Here is a 20,949-nt window from a genome sequence, read left to right as displayed (position 1 = left end):
GCTTAGAACGTCTGGCCGAGGGAGAATTGGAACACTTGGGTTTCAGCGTCATCCGGTTTCTTGATCGGCATCGCCAACGCGAAGCTCAAAGGACCCAGCGCGGTCACCCAGGTCACGCCCAGACCGACGGAACTGGCCATGTTGCTCAGGCTGATGTCGTTGCATTGGGTGTTGGACCGGGTGCCGTTGGCATTGGTAGTGTCTTCGCACTTGGAGTCGAATACGTTACCCACGTCCCAGAATACCGAGGTACGCAGCGAGCGCTGATCCTTGACGAACGGCATCGGGAACAGGACCTCGACACCCCCCTGGATCAATACGTTGCCACCGAACGGCAGCGGATCCTGGTCCGGGTCCTCGATGGTACCCGGGTTCGTGCCACGGCTCGGCGTACTGCGCGGGCCAAGGGTGCTGTCCTTGAAGCCACGTACCGAGTTGAAACCACCGGCGTAGTAGTTCTCGTAGAACGGCAGGCCGTCGGTCGAACCGTAGCCATCGCCATAGCCCAGCTCGGTGTGCAGGCGCATGGTGTAGGTATCAGTCAACGGCTGGAACAGCTGGCCACGGTAGTCGAGCTTGAAGAACGACAGGTCGCTGCCAGGAATGGTGCTTTCCAGCACCAGGCTCTGGGAATGACCACGGGTCGCCAGTACGCCCTTGTTCAGGGTCGACTCGGACCAGCCGGCAGACGCCTTGAAGTTCAGGTAGCTGTCGCCTTCCTTGTTAACGAAGTCGAAGATCTCGTCGACGGTGTAGCGACCGGTGTTGATCTTGTCCTGCTGGGCGGTGAGGCCGAAGGTCAGGCGCGACGTTTCACTGATCGGGTAGCCGATGTTGGCACCCACACCGTAGCTGTCCACCGCATAGCTGGAGATGTCCGAGTCGAGCTCGTCATAGTCGGTGGTGCGATAGAAGGCGTTATAGCCCAGGCTCACACCGTCGGCCGTCCAGTAGGGGTCCACGAAACCGAAGTTATAGCGGGTCTGGTATTCACTGCGGGTCAGGCCAATGCTGACCTTGTTACCGGTACCCAGGAAGTTGTTCTGGGTGATCGAGCCACCGAGGATCAGGCCGGCGCTCTGGGCGAAGCCGACGCTGGCGGTGATCGAGCCGGACGCCTGCTCTTCAACGCTGTAGTTCACGTCGACCTGGTCATCGACACCCGGTACGGCCGGTGTCTCGACGTTGACTTCCTTGAAGAAGCCCAGGCGCTCGAGGCGGGTCTTGGACTGGTCGATCAGGTAGGTCGAAGCCCAGCCACCTTCCATCTGGCGCATTTCACGGCGCAGCACTTCGTCCTCGGACTTGGTGTTGCCACGGAAGTTGATGCGGTTGACGTAGGCACGCTTGCCCGGGTCCACGGCGAAGGTGATGTCGACGGTATGGTCGTCATCGTGGGGCTGCGGCACGCCGTTGACGTTGGCGAAGGTGTAGCCCTCGTTACCCAGGCGACGGGTGATCAGTTCGGAGGTGGTGGTCATCAGCTTGCGCGAGAACACCTGGCCCTTCTGCACCAGCAGTAGCGACTTGACCTGGTCTTCCGGCACCTTCAGGTCACCGCTGAGCTTGACGTCACGAACGGTGTACTTCTCGCCTTCGTTGACGTTGACGGTGATGTAGACGTGCTTCTTGTCCGGGGTGATGGACACCTGGGTCGAGGCGATGTCCATGTTGATGTAGCCACGGTCCAGGTAGTAGGAACGCAGGCGTTCCAGGTCACCGGAGAGTTTTTCACGGGCGTACTTGTCGTCGTTCTTGAAGAACGACAGCCAGTTGGTGGTCTTGAGTTCGAACAGGTCGATCAGGTCTTCATCCGGGAAAACCGTGTTGCCCACCACGTTGATGTGCTGGATGGCCGCCACGGTGCCTTCGTTGATGTTGACCTTCAGGCCGACGCGGTTGCGCGGTTGCGGCACCACTTCGGTGTCGACGGTGGCCGAGTAGCGGCCCTGGGCGACGTACTGGCGTTGCAATTCGTTACGCACGCCTTCGAGGGTGGCGCGCTGGAAGATCTCGCCTTCGGCCAGGCCGGATTGCTTGAGGCCTTTCATGAGGTCTTCGGTGGAGATCGCCTTGTTGCCTTCGATCTCGATACTGGCAACCGACGGGCGCTCGACTACCGTGATGACCAGGACGTTGCCGTCACGGCCCAGTTGGATATCTTGAAAGAAGCCGGTCTTGAACAGCGCACGCGTGGATTCCACCAGGCGCCGATCATCCGCCTGCTCGCCGACGTTCAACGGCAAGGCCCCAAAGACGCTACCCGCGGAGACCCGCTGGAGGCCGTTGACGCGAATATCAGAGATAGTGAAGGACTCGGCGTGAACTTCGGCGATCATCAATACGGTGAGAACCGCAGTTAGCAGCAGACGTTTCATGAAGTCCTTTCTTATTCCAACTGGCAATAAACAAACTGCCGCAAAATGCGGCAGATTCGCAATTCGGCGAAGCGTTACAAACGACCCAGATCGTTGACGAGGGCAAGCAGCATGACCCCGACCACCAAGCTGATACCGATCTGTATCCCCCAACCTTGCACCCGATCCGACAAGGGACGACCACGCGCCCACTCGATCAGATAAAACAGCAGATGCCCCCCATCCAGTACCGGAATGGGCAGCAAATTCAGAACCCCCAGGCTAATGCTCAGATAAGCAAGGAAATTCAGGAAATCAGCAACGCCCGACTGGGCAGAAGCGCCCGCCACTTTAGCAATGGTTATCGGTCCACTCAAGTTTTTTACCGAGAGCTCGCCGAACAACATTTTCTTCAGTGAGTCGAGGGTCAGGACACTCATGGTCCAGGTACGACGCGCACCCTCGCCAATGGCCGCCACCGGACCGAAACTGACTTCGCGGATCATTTCCGGCGGCCAGTCGACGGCCTTGACGCCCGCCCCCAGGTAACCGGTCTGCGCCTTGCTCTCGCCACGAGCACCCAAGGTGACCGGGACGTCGATTGGAGCACCGTCGCGCTCCACGCGCAGCACAATTTTGGTATCAGGACGTACACGAACCGAATCGACCACCTGTTGCCAGTCGCTGACCGACTGGCCGTCGAGGGCAAGCAAACGGTCGCCGGTCTTCAGGCCTGCGGCCTGGGCCGGGCCTTTCGGATCGAGTTCGGCAAGCACCGGCGGCAGCGCCGGACGCCATGGGCGGATGCCCAGGGAGCGGATCGGGTCCGGCTCGTCGGCGCCCTTGAGCCAGTTGTCCAGCACCAGCTCGCGGGGCGAGTCGACGGTGGAACCCTGCTCGCGCACCCTCAACTGCAGCGAACCGCTTTCACCCAGCCGACGCACCAGCTGCAGGTTGACCGCCGCCCAGCCCGATGTCGGCTCGCCGTCGATCGCAACGATTTCCTGGCCGGCGCCGAGCCCGGCCCGGGCAGCAACGCTGCCAGCCTCCACCGAACCGATGACCGGTCGCACCTGGTCGCTGCCAAGCATGGCCAACGCCCAGAAAAACACCATGGCCAGCAGGAAGTTGGCGATCGGCCCCGCCGCCACGATGGCGATACGCTGGCGAACGCTCTTGCGATTGAAGGATTGGTCGAGCTGGTCGGCGGGAACCTCGCCCTCGCGCTCGTCGAGCATCTTCACGTAGCCGCCCAGCGGGATCGCCGCCACGACGAACTCGGTGCCCTGCTTGTCGTGCCAGCGCAGCAAAGGCATGCCAAAGCCTACGGAAAAACGCAGCACCTTGACGCCACAGCGACGCGCGACCCAGAAATGACCGAATTCGTGAAAGGTGACCAACACCCCCAGTGCAACCAGGGTGCCGACAATCATATAGAGCGCGCTCATCTGTTTTCTCCGCAATCCTGCCCAGGGCAACCCTGGCTAACGTATCGCAGCGTCAACGCCCGTGGCGCTGCAGCCATTGCCCCGCCAACTCGCGGGCCCTGGCATCCGCCGTAAATACCGCGTCGAGGTCATCGACCGAAACCACCGCCTCGAGATTCAAGACTTCCTCGATCATACTCGCGATCTCGGGGTAACGGACACGCCCATCGAGAAACGCGGCGACCGCCACTTCGTTGGCCGCGTTCAACATGGCCGGGGCACTGCCGCCCGCCTCGGCCGCTTGCCGCGCCAGGCGCAGGCAGGGAAAGCGCTGTTCATCCGGCGCCTGGAAATCCAGGCGGGCGATGGCGAACAGGTCCAGCGGGGCGACGCCGGAGTCGATTCGCTCTGGCCACGCCAGGGCATTGGCGATTGGAGTGCGCATGTCCGGATTGCCCAACTGGGCCAGCACCGAACCGTCTACATAGTCCACCAGCGAATGAATCACGCTCTGCGGATGAATCACCACTTCGACCTGGGCCGGCTTGGCGTCGAACAGCCAGCAGGCCTCGATCAACTCCAGCCCCTTGTTCATCATGCTCGCCGAATCCACGGAAATCTTGCGCCCCATGGACCAGTTCGGGTGGGCACAGGCCTGCTCGGGCGAAACATGCAGCAACTCTTCCAGCGGCGTCTGACGGAACGGCCCACCGGAAGCGGTCAGAAGAATCCGCCGGACTCCCACGGCTTCCAGGCCGCGGGAAAAATCCCGCGGCATGCACTGAAAGATCGCATTGTGTTCGCTGTCGATGGGCAGGAGCACCGAGCCGCTTTGACGCACGGCCTGCATGAACAGTGCGCCAGACATCACCAGCGCTTCTTTATTGGCCAGCAGGATCTTCTTGCCGGCCTCCACCGCCGCCAGCGTCGGGCGCAAGCCGGCCGCCCCGACAATCGCCGCCATCACCGCGTCGACATCCGGATCGGACGCCACCTGGCACAGCCCGGCTTCCCCCACCAACACCTGCGTGGGCAAACCCGCTGCGCGCAGGTCATCCTGTAACGCCTGTGCCGCACCGACCTCGGGCACCACCGCAAACTTTGGCGCATGGCGAACGCACAGGGCCAACAGCTCGCCCAGGCGCGTGAAGCCGCTGAGAGCAAAGACCTGGTAGCGCTCCGGGTGCCGGCCGATGACATCAAGCGTACTGAGGCCGATCGAACCGGTCGCCCCCAGGACAGTGATTAGCTGGGGACGACTCACGATGCCGCCATCCACAGCAGCACGGCGAAGATCGGGATCGCGGCGGTCAGGCTGTCGATACGATCCAGTACCCCCCCGTGACCCGGCAGCAGGTTGCTGCTGTCCTTGATCCCGGATTGACGCTTGAACATGCTTTCAGTCAGGTCGCCAACCACGGACACAAAGACGATAAGGGCGGCACCAAACAGCCCCATCAGCAACTGCGCCACGGTCCAGTCGCGGACGAAGCCGACCACGGTGGTGATCACCAGGCTCAAGGCCAGGCCACCATAGACCCCTTCCCAACTCTTGCCGGGGCTGACTTTTGGCGCGAGCTTGCGCTTGCCAAAGGCCCGACCGGAAAAATAGGCACCGACGTCGGCACCCCAGACCAGCACCATCACGGCCATGATCTGCCAGTTGCCCAGCGCGCCCTGCTTGATCCAGATCAGGCCTTGCCAGGCCGGCAGGAGGATCAACAGGCCGATCACCAGCTTGGTCGCCGTATTGGCCCAGTGATGGGTGGTGCGAGGGTAGGTCAGCACCAGAAAGGTGGCTGTCGCCCACCACAACACCGATGCTCCCAACACCCAAGGCGCCAGCCCAGGTACCAGGTACATGATGAACAGCATGGCGGCCACGGCCACAGCGTAGGCAATGCGTGCCGACTGTGCGGGAAAACCGGCCAGCCGCGCCCATTCCCAAGCCCCCAAGGTCACGACCAGCCCGATGAACAGGGCAAAGTTCGCCCCCTCGAGCAGGAAAAACCCGCACAAGGCGATAGGCAACAGGATCAGGGCAGTGATGATTCGTTGTTTAAGCATTAAACCCGGGCTCCAGCTTCGATCTGCTCGCTCGTTTTACCGAAGCGACGCTGACGGGAAGCGAAATCGGCCAGTGCGGTGCGCATGGCTTCGTGTTTGAAGTCCGGCCAGAACAGGTCGGAGAAGTACAGCTCGGCATAAGCCAACTGCCAGAGCAGGAAGTTGCTGATGCGGTGTTCGCCACCGGTACGGATACACAGGTCCGGCAAGGGCAGATCACCGGTCGCAAGGCAGGTCTGCAGCAGGTCCGGGGTGATGTCCTCCGGACGCAGGTGGCCGGCCTGGACTTCCCGCGCCAGCCGCTGGGCGGCCTGGGCGATGTCCCACTGGCCACCGTAGTTGGCGGCGATCTGCAAGACAAACCGATCAGTTCCCGCCGTCGCAGCCTCGGCTTCGCGCATCGCGGCTTGCAGCTCAGGATGGAAGCGCGAGCGATCGCCAATGATGCGCAGGCTGATCTTGTTCTCGTTGAGGCGCTTGGCCTCGCGGCGCAGGGCCTTGAGGAACAGGTCCATCAAGGCACTGACTTCATCGGCCGGGCGCTGCCAGTTCTCGCTGGAGAACGCGAACAGGGTCAGCACCTCGACCCCGGCTTCGGCACACACCTCGATGACCGCGCGAACCGCGTCGACCCCGGCCTTATGCCCGGCAACGCCAGGCATGAAGCGTTTCTTGGCCCAACGGTTATTGCCGTCCATGATGATCGCCACGTGGCGCGGCACCGCGAACGGCAAGGCCTGCTTGGTCTTTTCCATGAAAACGGGACCCTTATACGGCCATCAGGTCCGCTTCTTTTTGCTTGGTGGCCGCATCGATGTCAGCCTCGGCCTTATCGGTCAGCTTCTGGATATCGGCCGCTGCGCGACGCTCTTCGTCTTCGCTGATTTCCTTGTCCTTGACCAGCTTCTTCAGCTCGCCCAGGGCATCTCGACGGATGTTGCGCACGGCAACCCGAGCGTCCTCGGCCGCGCTGCGTGCCTGCTTGGTGAAGCCCTTGCGGGTTTCTTCGGTCAGGGCAGGCATGGAAATCAGCAGCAACTCGCCCAGGTTGGTCGGGTTGAGGTTCAGGCCGGCGCTCTGGATCGCCTTGTCGACCGCCGCGAGCATGTTGCGCTCGAAGGCCACGACTTGCAGGGTCCGCGAATCCTTGACGGTGATGTTGGCGACGCTGCTGATAGGCGTGTCGGCGCCATAGTAAGGCACCATCACGCTGCCCAGGATGCTCGGGTGCGCCTTGCCGGTACGAATCTGGCCGAACGCGTGGCTCAGAGACTCCAGGGATTTTTGCATACGCGCTTGGGCGTCTTTCTTGATTTCGTTGATCATTGTTGGCCTTCCTCGATCAGAGTCCCTTCCGCGCCGCCGTGTACGATGTTCAGCAGGGCGCCGGGCTTGTTCATGTTAAAGACGCGCAGCGGCATCTTGTGGTCGCGGCACAGACAGATGGCCGTCAGGTCCATGACCCCCAGCTTGCGATCCAGTACTTCATCGTAGGTCAGATGATCGAACTTCTCGGCATGCGGGTCCTTGAACGGGTCGGCGGTGTAGACACCATCGACCTTGGTTGCCTTGAGCACGACATCGGCATCGATCTCGATCGCTCGCAGGCAGGCAGCCGAATCCGTGGTGAAGAACGGATTGCCGGTACCTGCGGCAAAGATCACCACTTCCTTGGAGTTGAGGTGGCGCATGGCTTTGCGGCGGTCGTAATGATCGGTCACGCCGACCATGGAAATGGCCGACATCACGATGGCCGAGATATTGGCACGCTCCAAGGCATCGCGCATAGCCAGGGCGTTCATCACAGTGGCCAGCATGCCCATGTGGTCGCCCGTGACCCGATCCATGCCGGCCGCGCTCAGCGCCGCACCACGGAACAGATTGCCGCCGCCGATGACCAGGCCGACCTGCACACCGATTCCAACCAGTTGGCCAACTTCCAGGGCCATGCGATCCAGTACCTTCGGATCGATCCCGAACTCTTCCGAGCCCATCAGGGCCTCGCCGCTAAGCTTGAGTAGAATGCGTTTATAGCGAGCCTGATAACCACTGCCCTGCTGAGCCATTGCGAATCTCTCCTGCGGCGTATTTACGAAAATTTGCAGATTGTTTGCAGCCTGCACTCACTCAGTGCGTTGAACGAAAAATGCCTGCGGGACTTTTCGTTCAAAGCCTGGCTTGACGCTGACACAGCGCCATCGGAACACGGCTTTGTAAGCCAGTTCCGACAGGAAACCAATAAAAATCGGCATCCTCATCCAAAAAGAGGCTGCGCGCGTGAGCGGGCAGCCTCTTCTGGGCGACAGTTGAAAAAACCTGTCTTATTGCTTGCTGGCAGCAGCTACCTGGGCAGCAACTTCTTCAGCGAAGTTGTCGACCGGCTTCTCGATACCTTCGCCAACCTTGAAGTAGGTGAAGGAAACGATTTCAGCACCGGCTTTCTTGGCCAGGTCGCCGACCTTGACTTCAGGGTTCTTGACGAACGCCTGCTCGACCAGGCTGGCTTCAGCCAGGAACTTGGAGATACGACCGGCCACCATCTTCTCGGCGATGTCGGCAGGCTTGCCCTTGAGCTTCTCTTCGTTCAACTGCAGGAAAACGCCTTTTTCGCGCTCGATCGCTTCGGCCGAAACGTCCGAAGGCAGCAGGAACTCAGGGTTGGTCGCTGCCACGTGCATGGCGATGTCTTTCGCCAGCTCGGTGTCGCCGCCCTTGAGGACAACCGCTACGCCGATCTTGTTGCCGTGCAGGTAAGTGCCGACCACGTCACCTTCAACGCGAACCAGGCGACGGATGTTGACGTTTTCGCCGGTTTTGCCAACCAGGACCAGACGCGCTTGCTCCTGAGCTTCGATCAGCGGGGCTGCGTCGGTCAGTTTGTCAGCAAAGGCTTTCTCGACGCTGGCAGCAACGAATGCCTTGAAGTCATCCTGCAGGGCCAGGAAGTCGGTCTGGGAGTTGACTTCCAGCAGAACGGCGGCTTTACCGTCGTCCTTGATGGCGATGGCGCCTTCAGCGGCCACGTTGCCCGCTTTCTTGGCAGCCTTGATGGCGCCCGAAGCACGCATGTCATCAATGGCTTTCTCGATGTCGCCGCCAGCCTTGGTCAAGGCTTTCTTGCAGTCCATCATGCCTTCGCCGGTACGCTCGCGCAGTTCTTTGACCAACGCTGCAGTAATCTCTGCCATTTCAAAATCCTCTTGGATAGGTTTTCAACCATTCCACCCGATCGAACGGGCGATCAATTCTTCCTGGAAAACCACCGTTTATAGACCGCGGCAAGTTACAAACAAGTAGCTGCGCTGGCGACAAATGGTTTTCGAGGTGGCAAAAAGGGGGCCAAGCCCCCTTTTTGCTTACTGAGTCAACGCCAGGGCGTCAATTACTCAGCGGCTGCCGCCGGAGCTTCTTCAGCGAAGACTTCGGTGCCGCCTTGAACGTTGTTGCGACCACGGATAACAGCGTCAGCCATCGAACCCATGTACAGCTGGATGGCGCGGATGGCGTCATCGTTGCCTGGGATGATGTAGTCAACGCCTTCCGGGCTGCTGTTGGTATCGACAACGCCGATGACCGGGATGCCCAGCTTGTTGGCTTCGGTGATCGCGATGCGCTCGTGGTCAACGTCGATCACGAACAGTGCGTCAGGCAGACCGCCCATGTCCTTGATACCGCCCAGGGAGCGGTCCAGCTTCTCAAGATCGCGGGAGCGCATCAGCGCTTCTTTCTTGGTCAGCTTGGCGAAAGTGCCGTCTTCGGACTGGACTTCAAGATCACGCAGACGCTTGATGGAAGCGCGGATGGTCTTGAAGTTGGTCAGCATGCCGCCCAACCAGCGGTGATCGACGTACGGCGAACCGCAACGTGCTGCTTCTTCAGCAACGATCTTGCCAGCGGAACGCTTGGTGCCGACGAACAGAATCTTGTTTTTGCCCTGGGCCAGGCGCTCTACGAAGGTCAGTGCCTCGTTGAACATTGGCAGGGTTTTTTCAAGGTTAATGATGTGGATCTTGTTGCGCGCGCCGAAAATGTACTTGCCCATTTTCGGGTTCCAGTAACGGGTCTGGTGACCGAAGTGCACACCGGCCTTCAGCATATCGCGCATGTTGACTTGGGACATGATAGTTCCTTGATAAGTCGGGTTTGGCCTCCACGTATCCCAATGACCAACCAGCGGCTCATGAGCCAAAGGCACCCAGGTCATCGTGTCGACACGTGTGTGGATTTAAGCTTACGGGGTCATCCCCGGAAAGCGGCGCATTTTATACCACAGCAAGGGCGAAAACGGAAATCCGGTTTCTGCCGGCAGGCAAAACACCTCAAGCCGGGCACAAAACCGTGGCGAGGGAGCTTGCTCCCGCTGGGGCGCGTAGCGGCCCTCGCTTTATTGGGGCTGCCGTGCAGCCCAGCGGGAGCAAGCTCCCTCGCCACGGTTTATTTATGGCGCCTGACCGATCTGGTATTGCTGCCAGGCGCGGATTGCCCGGATCGTCTGTTAGAATCGCCTCTTTAAAGGGCTGCCCGGATCAATATCCGCCGCTCATTTCGTTTTGAACAGCGCCGTCGGGCGCAAAGAGAGCCTGTATGACCGTGACCATCAAGACGCCTGAGGACATCGCGAAAATGCGTGTCGCCGGCAAACTCGCCGCCGACGTGCTGGAAATGATCGCCGACTACGTCAAGCCGGGCGTGACCACCGAAGAGCTGGACCGCATCTGCCACGACTTCATCGTCAACGAGCAGAAGGCCATCCCGGCGCCGCTCAACTATAAAGGCTTCCCGAAGTCGATCTGCACCTCGATCAACCACGTGGTCTGCCATGGCATCCCCAACGAAAAACCGTTGAAGGACGGCGACACCCTGAACATCGACGTCACCGTCATCAAGGACGGCTACCACGGCGACACCAGCCGCATGTTCCATGTCGGCAACGTGCCGGAGTGGGCCCAGCGTCTGTCGAAGGTCACCCAGGAATGCATGTACATGGCCATCGAACTGGTGAAGCCGGGCTGCCGCCTCGGGGACATCGGCGAAGTGATCCAGAAGCACGCGCAAAAGAACGGTTTTTCGGTGGTGCGCGAGTTCTGCGGCCACGGCATCGGCAAGGTGTTCCACGAAGAGCCGCAGATCCTGCACTACGGCCGCGCCGGTACCGGCATGGAGCTGCAGGCCGGCATGACCTTCACCATCGAGCCGATGATCAACCAGGGCCGCGCCGACACCAAGGTGCTGGGTGACGGCTGGACCGCCATCACCAAGGACCGCAAGCTGTCGGCCCAGTGGGAGCACACCTTGCTGGTGACCGAGACCGGTTACGAGATCTTCACCCTGCGCAGCGATGACACCATCGCACGCGTTTCCGCCTGATCCGCAACTCGCCTATCGCTCCATAGATATAGAAAGGAAAGCCATTAATGCCGCAGGTGGATCCCGAACTCTTCGACCGCGGCCAGTTCCAGGCAGAACTGGCCCTGAAGGCAAGCCCCATCTCGGCATTCAAGAAGGCGATCCGCCAGGCCCACGAGGTGCTGGACCAGCGCTTTCGCAATGGCCGGGATATCCGCCGGCTGATCGAGGACCGCGCCTGGTTCGTCGACAACATCCTGCAAAAGGCCTGGGAGCAGTTCGACTGGAGCCAGGACGCCGACATCGCCCTGGTGGCCGTCGGCGGCTACGGGCGCGGCGAGTTGCACCCCTACTCCGACATTGACTTGCTGATCCTGCTGGACAACGCCGACCATGAGGTCTTTCGCGATTCCATCGAGCGTTTCCTGACACTGCTGTGGGACATCGGCCTGGAAGTCGGCCAGAGCGTGCGCTCGGTGCAGGAGTGCGCCGACGAAGCCCGCGCCGACCTGACCGTCATCACCAACCTGATGGAAAGCCGCACCATTGCCGGCCCCGAGCACCTGCGCCAACGCATGCTCGACGTCACCAGCACCGCGCACATGTGGCCGAGCAAGGATTTCTTCCTCGCCAAGCACGCCGAGCAGAAAGCCCGTCACCACAAGTACAACGACACCGAGTACAACCTGGAGCCCAACGTCAAGGGCTCGCCCGGCGGGCTGCGGGACATCCAGACGATCCTCTGGGTCGCCCGTCGCCAGTACGGCACGCTGAACCTGCGCGCCCTGGCCGGCGAAGGTTTCCTGGTGGAAAGCGAAAACGCCTTGCTGGCCTCCTCCCAGGAATTCCTGTGGAAGGTTCGCTATGCCCTGCACATGCTCGCCGGACGCGCCGAAGACCGTCTGCTGTTCGATCACCAGCGCTCCATCGCCGGGCTGCTGGGTTTCGAAGGGCAGGACGCCAAGCAATCCATCGAAAACTTCATGCAGCAGTACTACCGGGTGGTGATGAGCATCGCCCAGCTCAGCGAACTGATCATCCAGCACTTCGAGGAAGTCATCCTCGCCCCCGAGGACGAAGAAGCGCCGCAGCCGATCAACTCGCGCTTCCAACTGCACGACGGCTACATCGAGGCGCGCCACCCCAATGTGTTCCGCCGCACGCCGTTCGCCATGCTGGAAATCTTCGTGCTCATGGCCCAGCAGCCGGAAATCAAGGGCGTGCGCGCCGACACCATTCGCCTGCTGCGGGAAAACCGGCACCTGATCGATGACGATTTCCGTCATGACATCCGCAACACCAGCCTGTTCATCGAGCTGTTCAAATGCAAGATCGGCGTGCACCGCAACCTGCGGCGGATGAATCGCTACGGGATCCTCGGGCGCTACCTGCCGGAGTTCGGCTTCATCGTCGGGCAAATGCAGCATGACCTGTTCCACATCTATACGGTCGATGCCCACACGCTGAACCTGATCAAGCATCTGCGTAAGCTGCAGTACACCCAGGTGTCCGAAAAATTCCCGCTGGCCAGCAAGCTCATGGGCAAGCTGCCCAAGCCCGAGCTGATCTACATGGCCGGGCTGTACCACGACATCGGCAAGGGTCGCCAGGGCGATCACTCCGAGGTCGGCGCAGTGGATGCCGAGGCTTTCTGCCAGCGACACCAACTGCCGGTGTGGGACAGCCGGTTGATCGTCTGGCTGGTGCAGAACCACCTGGTGATGTCGACCACCGCCCAGCGCAAGGACTTGTCCGACCCGCAGGTGATCCATGACTTCGCCCAGATCGTCGGCGATGAAACCCGCCTGGATTACCTCTACGTGCTGACCGTGGCCGACATCAACGCCACCAACCCGAGCCTGTGGAACTCCTGGCGCGCCAGCCTGTTGCGCCAGTTGTACACCGAGACCAAGCGGGCCTTGCGCCGCGGCCTGGAAAACCCCGTGGACCGCGAAGAGCAGATCCGCCGCACGCAAAGCGCCGCCCTGGACATCCTGGTGCGCGGCGGCACCGATCCGGACGACGTCGAGCAGCTCTGGGCGCAACTGGGCGATGACTATTTCCTGCGCCACACCGCCGGCGACGTGGCCTGGCACAGCGATGCGATCCTGCAACAACCGGCCGATGGCGGGCCCCTGGTGCTGATCAAGGAAACCACCCAGCGCGAGTTCGAGGGCGGCACGCAGATCTTCATCTACGCGCCGGACCAGCACGATTTCTTCGCCGTGACCGTGGCCGCGATGGACCAGCTCAACCTGAACATCCACGACGCCCGGGTCATCACCTCCAGCAGCCAGTTCACCCTCGACACCTACATCGTGCTCGACACCGACGGCGACTCGATTGGCGACAACCCGGCGCGGATCAAGCAGATCCGCGAAGGCCTGACCGAAGCACTGCGTAACCCGGCGGACTACCCGACCATCATCCAGCGCCGGGTGCCGCGCCAGCTCAAGCATTTCGCGTTTGCCCCGCAGGTGACGATCCACAACGACGCCCTGCGCCAGGTCACCGTGCTGGAACTCAGCGCCCCGGATCGTCCGGGCCTGTTGGCACGGGTCGGGCACATCTTCCTGGAGTTCGACCTGTCGCTGCAGAACGCCAAGATCGCCACCCTCGGCGAACGCGTGGAAGACGTGTTCTTCATCACCGACGCCCACAACCAGCCATTGTCCGACCCACAGTTATGCAGCCGCTTGCAGGAAGAGATGGTTCGGCACTTGAGCGTCAACCAGGAACCGGACATCAACCTGACGCGCATCAGTATCTGACTCACTCTATATCCCCTGTGGGAGCGGGCTTGCTCGCGAAAGCGGTGTGTCAGTCAACTGACCATCACCTGACACACCGCTTTCGCGAGCAAGCCCGCTCCCACAAGGCTAGCGCCCCACATTGAACGAGGCCCCCGATGAACAACGCCCTGAACCAGTTGCAGCCCTACCCGTTCGAGAAGCTTCGCGCCCTGCTCGGCAGCGTCACGCCCAACCCGGACAAGCGGCCGATTGCCCTGTCCATCGGCGAACCCAAGCACCGCTCGCCCAGCTTTGTCGCCGAGGCCCTGGCCAGCAACCTGGACCAGATGGCGGTTTACCCGACCACGCTGGGCATTCCGGCCTTGCGTGAAGCCATCACCGGCTGGTGCGAGCGACGCTTTGGCGTGCCGAACGGCTGGCTTGACCCGGCGCGCCACGTGCTGCCGGTCAATGGCACCCGCGAAGCCCTCTTCGCCTTCACCCAGACCGTGGTCAACCGCGGTGACGATGCGCTGGTCGTGAGCCCGAACCCCTTCTACCAGATCTATGAAGGCGCCGCGTTCCTGGCCGGGGCCAAGCCGCACTACCTGCCGTGCCTGGACGAAAATGGCTTCAACCCGGATTTCGACGCCGTCTCGGCGGACATCTGGAAGCGCTGCCAGATCCTGTTCCTGTGCTCCCCCGGCAACCCGACCGGCGCGCTGATCCCGGTGGATGTGCTGAAAAAACTCATCGCCCTGGCCGACGAGCACGACTTCGTGATCGCCGCCGACGAGTGCTACAGCGAGCTGTACTTCGACGAACAGACGCCGCCACCGGGCCTGCTCAGCGCCTGCGTTGAGCTGGGACGCAAGGATTTCAAGCGTTGCGTGGTGTTCCACAGCCTCTCCAAGCGCTCCAACCTGCCTGGCCTGCGCTCCGGTTTCGTGGCTGGCGACGCGGACATTCTCAAGGGCTTCTTGCTGTATCGCACCTACCATGGCTGCGCGATGCCAGTGCAGACCCAGCTGGCGAGCGTCGCCGCCTGGAACGATGAAGTACACGTACGCGCCAACCGGGCGCTGTACCGGGAGAAATTCGACGCCGTGCTGCAGATCCTCAGCCCGGTGCTGGACGTGCAACGCCCCGACGGCAGTTTCTACTTGTGGCCCAACGTGGCAGGCGATGACGCGGCGTTCTGCCGGGACCTGTTCGAGCAGGAACACGTGACCGTGGTACCAGGCTCCTACCTGTCCCGCGACGTGGACGGCGTCAACCCGGGCGCCGGCCGCGTGCGCATGGCCCTGGTCGCCCCATTGGCCGAGTGCGTGGAAGCGGCCGAGCGGATCCGGGCGTTCATCCAACGCCGGGGTTGATAGGCCGTTTCGGTTGAACACTGAACCTGTGGCGAGGGAGCTTGCTCCCGCTGGGGCGCCAAGCGCCCCTCGCTTTTTGAGACTGCTGCGCAGTCCAGCGGGAGCAAGCTCCCTCGCCACAAGAGCTTTCTGACCGGCATCAAATCTTCACTGCCGGACATTACCTCATCGCGAGCAAGCTCGCTCCCACACTGGATCGTGGACATTCACAGCATCTAGCCATCCCACCTACCGCTGTGGGAGCGGGCTTGCTCGCGAAGGCGGCGGCACAGCCCCATCATAATCAACGACCCACCGCTTTCGCGCAGCACGCCGGATGGATTTACTTGACCAACCCCAAATTCGCCTCTGCCAAATCCAACTCCCCCAGTACTTCACGCAGCACGTCGTCGCCGATCTGGTGATGGCGGCTGAGGCGATACAGTTCCAGGCGCTGGGCTTTCAGGGCCTTGAGGCGCAGGCGGCGTTCCAGCAGGTCCATTTCGAACGCCAGGGCCTGGGCTTCGGCGGAGTCGTTGAACACCTCCAACTGATGGCGATACTCACTCATCAATCGCGCCTTGACCTCGGTCGCCATGGCCGCCGCTGGCGCACTGGCCGGCTCGGCGGGCTCTTCCACTTCCAGCGCACGGATCGCCGCCTCGGCGGTCTTGCGCCAGGCCTCGCGCACTTCGGTGCGGCGCTTGTCGTCGGGGCTTTGCTCGATGCCCCGCAGCAACAGTGGCAAGGCGATGCAGGCGGCGATCAACGACAACAGGATCACCCCCGCGGCGATGAAGATCAGCAAATCGCGCTCGGGAAACGCTTCCCCGGCGCCCAACAGCAACGGCACCGATAACACGCCCGCCAACGTCACGGCCCCTCTCACCCCACCGAAGGTCAGCAGCCAGCAGGAGCGCGCCGTCGGCACCAAGGTCAACTCCCCCTTGCCACGCCAGCGGCGCAACCACCCGGACAGGCGCCAGATGCTCTGCACCCAGACAAACCGCAGCACCAGCAACACCAGAAAGATCGCCATCACCTCCAGGCAGAGGTAGAACAACGTCGGCCACAGCGTGGTCTCGTGGCGGGTGACGGCCTTGACGATGTCCGGCAACTGCAAGCCCAGCAGCAGGAAGATCAAGCCGTTGAAGGCGAACTCCAACAGCGACCAGACGCTGCGATTGAGCAGTCGCGTATGGGTCTGGCGCGGCAGCAGATCCAGCCAGCTCTGCATCATCCCGGCCGCCACCGCCGAGAGAATGCCCGAGACGCCCAATCGCTCAGCCACCACATAGGCGGCGAACGGCAGCAATAGCATGAACACCACGTGGGTGGCCGGATCATCCCACCCGCGCGCCACCATCCAGGCCCGCAGACGACCGACCAGCCAGCTCAGGGCCACGCCCACCAACAGGCCTCCGACGGCCACCAACACAAACGCCAGGCTCGCGTTGGCCAGGGAAAACACCCCGGTGATAGCCGCCGCCAGGGCGAACTTGAAGGTCACCAGGCCAGAGGCGTCGTTCATCAGCGCTTCGCCCTGGAGCATGTGCATCAGCGGCTTGGGCAAGCGGTCCCGGGCAATCGTCGATACGGCCACGGCGTCAGTGGGCGACAACACCGCGGCCAGGGCGAAGGCCACCGGCAACGGGATGCTGGGCAACAGCCAATGAATGAAATACCCGGCGCCCACCACCGTGAACAGCACCAGGCCCACCGCCAGTGTCAGGATCGGCCCGCGCAGGCGCCACAGCTCACGCTTGGGCATACGCCAACCGTCGGAGAACAGCAGCGGGGGCAAGAACAGAAACAGGAACAGTTCGGGATCGAGGGCCACGTGCAGGCCCAGGGACGGCCAGGCCAGCACGGCCCCTGCGCCTATCTGCACCAGCGGCAACGGCAGGGGGATCAACCGCCCGATCAAACGCGAGACACCCACCAGTGTCAGCAGGATCAGGACGGTATAAGCGCTTTGCATAGGGGGTTCCATTGACAGCCACACACATCCGGCAACAGCTTGCCGTTGAAGTGCCATATTAGTCGCTTAGCATGGCGCTGACCGTTACACCTATGTCGCACCCTCTCCAAGGCTTTGGGGCAAATCAACCCAGGCCGCCGCGAAACCGTCCGGTCATGGCATAATCCGTCACCTTTTATTCCCAGCACCTGCAAAGGGGGCAGTTCCTTGACCGATTCAAGCAAAACGTTGCACCTTTTCGGCATCAAAGCCTGTGACACGATGAAAAAAGCGCGCACCTGGCTCGATGAACACGCTGTACGCTACGACTTCCACGACTACAAGAGCGCCGGCATCGACCGTGAGCACCTGACCCAGTGGTGCGACGAACATGGCTGGCAAGTGGTGTTGAACCGCGCCGGTACGACCTTTCGCAAGCTCGACGACGAACGCAAAGCCGATCTCGACCAGTCGAAAGCCATCGAACTGATGCTCGTCCAACCCTCGATGATCAAGCGCCCGGTGCTTGATCTCGGCGACCGAACCCTGATTGGCTTCAAGCCAGATATTTATGCGGCAGCGCTCAAGTAAACCTGCCCAGTCCATTTTGTTGAGGTAATGTCCATGTCCACTACCCTGTTCAGCCTGGCCTTCGGTGTCGGCACTCAAAACCGTCAAGGCGCCTGGCTGGAAGTGTTCTACGCACAACCGCTGCTCAACCCGTCGGCGGCCATCGTCAGCGCCATCGCGCCCATCCTTGGCTACAGCGAAGGCAACCAGGCGATCACCTTCACCACCGCCCAGGCCTCGCAACTGGCCGAAGCGCTCAAGGGCGTCGACGCCGCGCAAGCCGCCCTGCTGACCCGCCTGGCCGAGAGCCACAAGCCGCTGGTTGCCACCCTGCTGGCCGAAGACGCCCAATTGAGCTCGACGCCTGAGGCCTACCTCAAGCTGCACCTGCTGTCCCATCGCCTGGTCAAGCCCCATGGCCTGAACCTGGCCGGGATTTTCCCGTTGCTGCCGAACGTCGCCTGGACCAGCCAGGGCGCGATCGACCTGGCCGAACTGGCCGAGCACCAGCTCGAAGCCCGCCTGCGTGGCGAGCTGCTGGAAGTGTTCTCGGTGGACAAGTTCCCGAAAATGACCGACTACGTGGTCCCGGCCGGCGTGCGTATCGCCGACGCCGCGCGGATTCGCCTGGGCGCCTACGTGGGCGAAGGCACTACCGTGATGCACGAAGGCTTCGTCAACTTCAACGCCGGCACCGAAGGCCCGGGCATGATCGAAGGCCGCGTATCGGCGGGCGTGTTCGTCGGCAAGGGGTCGGACCTGGGCGGCGGCTGCTCCACCATGGGCACCCTGTCGGGTGGCGGCAACATCGTGATCAAGGTGGGCGAAGGCTGCCTGATCGGCGCCAACGCCGGTATCGGTATTCCACTGGGTGACCGCAACACCGTGGAGTCGGGCCTGTACGTGACCGCCGGCACCAAGGTCGCACTGCTGGACGAGAACAACCAACTGGTCAAAGTGGTCAAGGCCCGCGAGCTGGCTGGTCAGCCCGACCTGCTGTTCCGCCGCAACTCCGAAACCGGCGCGGTGGAGTGCAAAACCCACAAATCGGCCATCGAGCTGAACGAAGCTCTGCACGCGCACAACTAAGGCGCTTCACACAGTCACCTGTGGGAGCGAACAGCTCCCACAGGGTCCGGCGTAACCCAGCAGGGCCCGAAAGCATGTTGATCCCCTCTCCCTGGCGTGCCGACTTCCCGGCCATCGCCGCCCTGCACCGGCAAGGCCAGACCTACCTGGACAGCGCCGCCACCACGCAAAAACCCCAAGCCTTGCTCGATGCCCTGGTGCACTACTACGCCAACGGCGCGGCCAACGTGCATCGCGCGCAACATCTGCCAGGCGCCCATGCTACCCAGGCCTTCGAAGACAGTCGCCTTAAAGTCGCGCAATGGCTCAACGCAGGCGACAGCGGGCAGATCGTCTTTACCCACGGCGCGACCTGCGCGCTGAATCTTCTGGCCTACGGGCTGGAACATCTGTTCAAGCCGGGCGATGAAATCGTCGTCAGCGCCCTCGAACACCACGCCAACCTGCTGCCGTGGCAACAACTGGCTGAACGCCGTGCGTTGACGCTGGTGGTGCTGCCGCTGGACGCCGACGGGGTCATCGACGTGGGCGCCGCCACGCAGCTGATCGGGCCGCGTACGCGCCTGCTGGCAGTGAGTCAGTTGTCCAACGTGCTGGGGGCCTGGCAACCATTGCCGGCGCTGCTGGCCCTGGCCAAGGCCCACGGCGCGTTGACGGTGATCGATGGCGCCCAGGGCGTGGTTCATGGCCGGCACGACGTGCAAGGCCTGGGCTGCGACTTCTATGTGTTCTCCAGCCACAAGCTCTACGGGCCCGACGGGCTGGGCGTGTTGTACGGCCGCCACGAGGCATTGAGCGAACTGCGTCACTGGCAGTTTGGCGGTGAAATGGTGCAACAGGCCGATTACCACAGCGCCACGTTCCGCCCGGCGCCGCTGGGGTTTGAAGCCGGTACGCCGCCGATCGCCAGCGTGATTGGCCTGGGGGCGACCCTGGATTACCTGGCCGATCTCGATGCGCCCGCGGTCATCGAGCATGAGGCGGCGCTGCACGACTACCTGCTCTATGGCTTGCAGGCACGCAAAGGCATACGCCTGGTGGGCCAACCTCGGCTGGCGCTGGTCAGCTTCGGCGTCGACGGCGTGCATAACGCCGATTTGGCCCACCTGCTGACCGAGCAAGGCATCGCCGTACGCGCCGGGCATCACTGCGCCATGCCGCTGTTCAAGCACCTGAACCTGTCGGGCGCGATCCGGGTGTCGCTGGCGTTGTATAACGATTCGGCCGACCTCGAACGCTTCTTCGAAGCCCTGGACCAAGCCCTGGAGATGCTGCGATGAACCTGCCGGCCGAAGCTGTCACGGCGTTGCAGACCTTCCAGCAGGCTTCAGGCTGGGAACAGCGCGCCCGGCTGCTGATGCAATGGGGCGAGCGCCTGCCACCGTTGAGCGAGGCCGAGCAATGCGACGCCAACCTGGTCAACGGCTGTGAAAGCCAGGTGTGGCTGGTGGGTCGGTTGCAGGACGGACATTGGCAATTTGCCGCCAGCAGCGATGCGCGATTGATTCGCGGGCTGGTGGCGCTGCTGCTGGCGCGGGTCAATGGGTTGTCGGCGACCGAGTTGCGCGAGGTCGATCTGCCGGGCTGGTTTGGTGAACTGGGATTGTCGCGCCAGCTATCGCCTTCGCGCAGTAATGGGTTGAATGCGGTGTTGCAGCGGATGATTGCGCTGACTCGCTGATCGTTAAAAGCTTCGCGAGCAAGCCCGCTCCCACAGGGGATCTCATTGAACACAAATCTTGTGAACACCCCCTATTCACTGTGGGAGCAACTGTCTTACCTCTGCCACCCGTCACCGCCATTCAGTGCCGTCTCGAAGCATGGCATTCAGTCTGATTAGCAATATTCGCATGCAGGCGATGAGCGCGACTTTCGCGCTCTTGCCTCGCCCTCGAAGTGCTTCGTACCGGGCCTTGAAGTCGGCGTGATAGCGGATGACAACCCAGCACGACATATAAAGCGCACGTCTGACCCGCGCTCTTCCTCCGTAAATCTGACGTTTGCCGCTGTGATTGCCACTGTCGTCGTTGTAGGGGGCGATTCCCG

18 protein-coding genes are annotated in these 20,949 nt (G+C 62.1%); 7 read left to right on the top strand and 11 right to left on the bottom strand.

The annotated features are described in order from the left end of the window. Positions 1 to 2 precede the first annotated feature (2 nt). The 9 genes from bamA to rpsB form a co-directional block, all read right to left on the bottom strand. Entirely contained in the window at positions 3 to 2,378 is a 2,376-nt protein-coding gene (gene bamA, locus AD664_RS07955) for an outer membrane protein assembly factor BamA (protein ID WP_053145759.1), read from the bottom strand. Between the two features lie 74 nt (positions 2,379 to 2,452). Next, positions 2,453 to 3,805, bottom strand: a complete 1,353-nt coding sequence (gene rseP, locus AD664_RS07950; RefSeq protein WP_053145757.1) for a sigma E protease regulator RseP — start codon at positions 3,803 to 3,805, stop codon at positions 2,453 to 2,455. A 52-nt stretch (positions 3,806 to 3,857) separates the two neighbouring features. Further along, a complete protein-coding gene (gene ispC, locus AD664_RS07945) occupies positions 3,858 to 5,048 on the bottom strand; it encodes a 1-deoxy-D-xylulose-5-phosphate reductoisomerase (RefSeq protein WP_053145754.1) in 1,191 nt (396 codons plus the stop codon). Continuing rightward, on the bottom strand, positions 5,045 to 5,851 hold the full coding sequence (locus AD664_RS07940) for a phosphatidate cytidylyltransferase (protein ID WP_042732231.1): 807 nt from the start codon (positions 5,849 to 5,851) through the stop codon (positions 5,045 to 5,047). The genes ispC and AD664_RS07940 overlap by 4 nt, the downstream gene beginning before the upstream one ends. Continuing rightward, entirely contained in the window at positions 5,851 to 6,606 is a 756-nt protein-coding gene (uppS, locus tag AD664_RS07935) for a polyprenyl diphosphate synthase (protein ID WP_053145751.1), read from the bottom strand. The genes AD664_RS07940 and uppS overlap by 1 nt, the downstream gene beginning before the upstream one ends. A gap of 13 nt (positions 6,607 to 6,619) precedes the next feature. Continuing rightward, complete coding sequence (frr, locus tag AD664_RS07930) at positions 6,620 to 7,177, bottom strand: ribosome recycling factor (protein ID WP_042732229.1); 558 nt, start codon at positions 7,175 to 7,177, stop codon at positions 6,620 to 6,622. Continuing rightward, positions 7,174 to 7,917: a UMP kinase gene (gene pyrH / locus AD664_RS07925; RefSeq protein ID WP_003189161.1), complete on the bottom strand. Its 744-nt coding sequence runs from the start codon at positions 7,915 to 7,917 to the stop codon at positions 7,174 to 7,176. Before pyrH ends, frr begins: the two co-directional genes overlap by 4 nt. Positions 7,918 to 8,172: 255 nt before the next feature. Next, a complete protein-coding gene (gene tsf, locus AD664_RS07920) occupies positions 8,173 to 9,039 on the bottom strand; it encodes a translation elongation factor Ts (protein ID WP_042732228.1) in 867 nt (288 codons plus the stop codon). 194 nt (positions 9,040 to 9,233) lie between these two features. Further along, positions 9,234 to 9,971, bottom strand: a complete 738-nt coding sequence (rpsB, locus tag AD664_RS07915; protein ID WP_053145749.1) for a 30S ribosomal protein S2 — start codon at positions 9,969 to 9,971, stop codon at positions 9,234 to 9,236. Between the two features lie 464 nt (positions 9,972 to 10,435). Here rpsB and map point away from each other — a divergent pair, with 464 nt between their 5' ends. The 3 genes from map (at position 10,436) to dapC (ending at position 15,305) form a co-directional block, all read left to right on the top strand. Then, positions 10,436 to 11,218, top strand: a complete 783-nt coding sequence (gene map, locus AD664_RS07910; protein ID WP_042732549.1) for a type I methionyl aminopeptidase — start codon at positions 10,436 to 10,438, stop codon at positions 11,216 to 11,218. 47 nt (positions 11,219 to 11,265) lie between these two features. Beyond that, positions 11,266 to 13,968 carry a [protein-PII] uridylyltransferase gene (locus tag AD664_RS07905; RefSeq protein WP_053145747.1) on the top strand — a complete coding sequence of 901 codons (2,703 nt, stop codon included), beginning with the start codon at positions 11,266 to 11,268 and terminating at the stop codon, positions 13,966 to 13,968. 137 nt (positions 13,969 to 14,105) lie between these two features. Continuing rightward, positions 14,106 to 15,305, top strand: coding sequence for a succinyldiaminopimelate transaminase (dapC, locus tag AD664_RS07900; RefSeq protein WP_042732547.1), 1,200 nt, complete (start codon positions 14,106 to 14,108; stop codon positions 15,303 to 15,305). A 322-nt stretch (positions 15,306 to 15,627) separates the two neighbouring features. Here dapC and AD664_RS07895 read toward each other — a convergent pair whose 3' ends face one another. Continuing rightward, a complete protein-coding gene (locus tag AD664_RS07895) occupies positions 15,628 to 17,265 on the bottom strand; it encodes a Na+/H+ antiporter (RefSeq protein WP_053145745.1) in 1,638 nt (545 codons plus the stop codon). 207 nt (positions 17,266 to 17,472) lie between these two features. Between AD664_RS07895 and AD664_RS07890 the strand changes: the two genes are divergently transcribed. From AD664_RS07890 to AD664_RS07875, 4 genes are all read left to right on the top strand, one after another. After that, the gene (locus AD664_RS07890) at positions 17,473 to 17,835 is read left to right on the top strand and encodes an ArsC family reductase (RefSeq protein WP_053145743.1); all 363 of its coding nucleotides are present in this window, start codon (positions 17,473 to 17,475) and stop codon (positions 17,833 to 17,835) included. Positions 17,836 to 17,868: 33 nt separating this feature from the next. Beyond that, positions 17,869 to 18,903, top strand: a complete 1,035-nt coding sequence (gene dapD, locus AD664_RS07885) for a 2,3,4,5-tetrahydropyridine-2,6-dicarboxylate N-succinyltransferase (RefSeq protein ID WP_047736705.1) — start codon at positions 17,869 to 17,871, stop codon at positions 18,901 to 18,903. A gap of 74 nt (positions 18,904 to 18,977) precedes the next feature. Beyond that, positions 18,978 to 20,183, top strand: coding sequence for a cysteine desulfurase (locus AD664_RS07880; RefSeq protein WP_053145741.1), 1,206 nt, complete (start codon positions 18,978 to 18,980; stop codon positions 20,181 to 20,183). Beyond that, the gene (locus tag AD664_RS07875) at positions 20,180 to 20,584 is read left to right on the top strand and encodes a SufE family protein (RefSeq protein WP_053145740.1); all 405 of its coding nucleotides are present in this window, start codon (positions 20,180 to 20,182) and stop codon (positions 20,582 to 20,584) included. The genes AD664_RS07880 and AD664_RS07875 overlap by 4 nt, the downstream gene beginning before the upstream one ends. 111 nt (positions 20,585 to 20,695) lie before the next feature. Here the strand turns inward: AD664_RS07875 and AD664_RS07870 are convergent. Beyond that, positions 20,696 to 20,949: transposase (locus AD664_RS07870; RefSeq protein ID WP_157061553.1), on the bottom strand; the 254-nt coding region annotated here is incomplete at its 5' end.

Origin of the sequence: Pseudomonas sp. P97.38, assembly GCF_001269745.1 — a bacterium.
Taxonomy (GTDB): domain Bacteria; phylum Pseudomonadota; class Gammaproteobacteria; order Pseudomonadales; family Pseudomonadaceae; genus Aquipseudomonas; species Aquipseudomonas chlororaphis_E.
Note: the sequence above shows the minus strand (reverse complement) of the source record. Positions and strands in the feature narration are given on the sequence as shown.